The 2,593-nt window shown below is 60.3% G+C and carries 2 protein-coding genes and 1 pseudogene; all 3 read right to left on the reverse strand.

Features of this window, described 5'->3' with window-relative positions; translation table 11 throughout:
- Positions 1-325 (reverse strand): S1 RNA-binding domain-containing protein (locus ACIOWA_RS27750; protein ID WP_401162905.1); only part of this gene is annotated, 325 nt, incomplete at its 3' end.
- Between the two features lie 119 nt (positions 326-444).
- Positions 445-1,134, reverse strand: a complete 690-nt coding sequence (gene cmk / locus ACIOWA_RS27755) for a (d)CMP kinase (RefSeq protein ID WP_339431148.1) — start codon at positions 1,132-1,134, stop codon at positions 445-447.
- Positions 1,131-2,593 (reverse strand): annotated as a pseudogene (aroA, locus tag ACIOWA_RS27760) (3-phosphoshikimate 1-carboxyvinyltransferase); the annotation flags it as partial. The gene cmk and the pseudogene aroA, both read right to left, overlap by 4 nt.

A 2,593-nucleotide genomic window follows, 5' to 3' on the forward strand; every position in this document is an offset into this window, starting at 1 on the left:
CTTCCTCAGCTGCGAAGGCTGCTTCCAGAACGATCCAGCATTCAGCGCGCTTGGCTTTTTCACGGGACAGCTTGGTTTCACCGAAACCGTCTTCAACCGAGTCCAGCGCAACGTGAACTTCGTCACCGACATTGATAGTCAGATCGCCAGCGTCGTTGTAGAACTGCTCAAGCGGGATGAGTGCTTCAGACTTCAGGCCAGCGTGAACGGTTACCCAGCGAGCTTGGTAATCGATATCAACGATAACACCGCTGATGATGGAGCCTGCCTGAAGGTTCAGGGTTTTTAGGCTTTCTTCAAAGAGTTCCGCAAAGCTTTCGCTCATTTTAATTCCTGTAAATGAGGGCGAAGGATACGCCCATCTCCACACCCCAGACGGTGTGGGTTAGTTTCATATAGAAGAAGCGCCGCAGGACTATGACTGGTCCCCTGCAACCTTCTTGGTCACCCGGCGATATCGCGAATGGCGATCTCGCTCATGATGCGTTCAAGCACCTGATCGATGGACAACTCCGTGGAATCCAGTTGTATTGCGTCAGCCGCCGGTTTTAGCGGGGCTACCGCTCGCTGGGTATCACGCTCGTCGCGTGCACGGATCTCATCTAGCAGACTCGACAGACTAACACCCTCGACTTTGCCCTTCAACTGCAAATATCGGCGGCGCGCCCGCTCCTCGGCACTGGCGGTCAGGAAAATCTTCAGCGGCGCACTTGGAAAAACGACCGTGCCCATGTCGCGACCATCGGCCACCAGCCCCGGCGCCTCCTGAAAAGCACGCTGGCGCTGCAGCAGCGCCTCGCGCACAGCCGGCAATGCCGCCACCTGAGAGGCGCCGGAACCGACGCTTTCAGTGCGGATGACATCGCTGACTTCATCGCCTTCCAGAATGATGCGCTGCAGCTGACCGTCGGTCGCCGCGATGAACTGCACATCCAGATGAGCGGCGAGCTTCTTCAGCAGCTCTTCATTGGTAAGGTCGACACCATGGTTGTGCGCAGCGAATGCCAGCAAGCGGTACAACGCACCGGAATCCAGCAGGTTCCAGCCCAGACGCTTGGCCAGAATTCCGGCTACGGTGCCTTTGCCCGAGCCGCTTGGCCCATCAATGGTGATGACCGGTGCAATGTTTTTCACGACTGAGCCTCTTGTGCCACACGAATACCGACCTGCCCGCACAGCGCGAGGAAGTTCGGGAACGACGTCGCGACGTTAGCGCAGTCATGGATGCGGATCGGTGCGGTGGCGCGCAGGGAGGCCACACTGAAAGCCATCGCGATACGGTGATCGCCGTGACCATGCACTTCGCCGCCGCCAATCTGGCCACCGTCGATGATGATGCCGTCCGGTGTTGGCTGGCACTTGACGCCCAGTGCCAGCAAGCCGTCCGCCATCACTTGAATGCGATCCGACTCCTTGACGCGCAGCTCTTCGGCACCGGTCAGCACGGTACGGCCTTCGGCACACGCCGCCGCCACGAACAGCACCGGGAATTCGTCGATGGCCAGCGGAACCAGCTCTTCAGGAATCTCGATACCTTTGAGTTTAGCTGCTCGCACGCGCAGGTCAGCCACTGGCTCTCCGCCGACTTCACGCTGGTTTTCCAGGGTGATGTCCGCCCCCATCAGGCGCAGGATGTCGATCACGCCAGTGCGGGTCGGGTTGATACCGACGTGTTCGAGCACCAGCTCCGAACCTTCAGCGATCGATGCCGCGACCAGGAAGAACGCCGACGACGAAATGTCGCCCGGCACTTCAATGTGAGTCGCGGTGAGTTTGCCGCCGGACTCGACCGAAGCCGTAGCGCCATCCACGGACACCGAGTAACCGAAACCGCGCAACATACGCTCGGTATGGTCACGGGTCGGAGCAGGCTCGGTGACGGTGGTCTTGCCTTCAGCGTACAGGCCGGCAAGCAGCAGGCAGGACTTCACCTGAGCACTGGCCATCGGCATGGTGTAAGTCAGGCCTTTTAGCTTGCGCCCGCCACGAATGGTCATCGGCGGACGACCTTCAGCCGCGGTTTCGATCACCGCGCCCATTTCACGCAGCGGATTGGCCACGCGATTCATTGGACGCTTGGACAGCGAAGCATCGCCCGTCAGGGTGCTGTCGAAGTTCTGCGCGGCCAGCAGGCCGGACAGCAGACGCATCGACGTGCCGGAGTTACCCAGATAGATCGGGCCCGGCGCAGGTTTCAGGCCGTGCAGGCCGACACCGTGAATGGTCACGCGACCGTGGTGCGGGCCTTCAATGACCACACCCATATCGCGGAATGCCTGCAAGGTCGCCAGGGCGTCTTCGCCCTCGAGGAAGCCTTCGACTTCGGTGACGCCTTCGGCCAGCGAACCGAGCATGATCGAACGGTGGGAAATCGATTTGTCACCCGGTACGCGAATCCGACCGGACAGGCGGCCACCAGGTTGAGCCAGGAAGATCAGATCGTTGGAATTCATAGCGTCCACATAGGCCCTGCGGGCCAGGATTTTACTGTTATGCTCTCGGGCAACCCGGGCGCGTGTGAACTCGCGCTACCTTTGGTGCCCATCCCCTGGATCGACCGCGTCGCGCATGGCGTCGAGGTCGCTGCGAACTG

The organism is Pseudomonas sp. NPDC087614 (assembly GCF_044743485.1).
Lineage (GTDB): Bacteria > Pseudomonadota > Gammaproteobacteria > Pseudomonadales > Pseudomonadaceae > Aquipseudomonas > Aquipseudomonas baetica_A.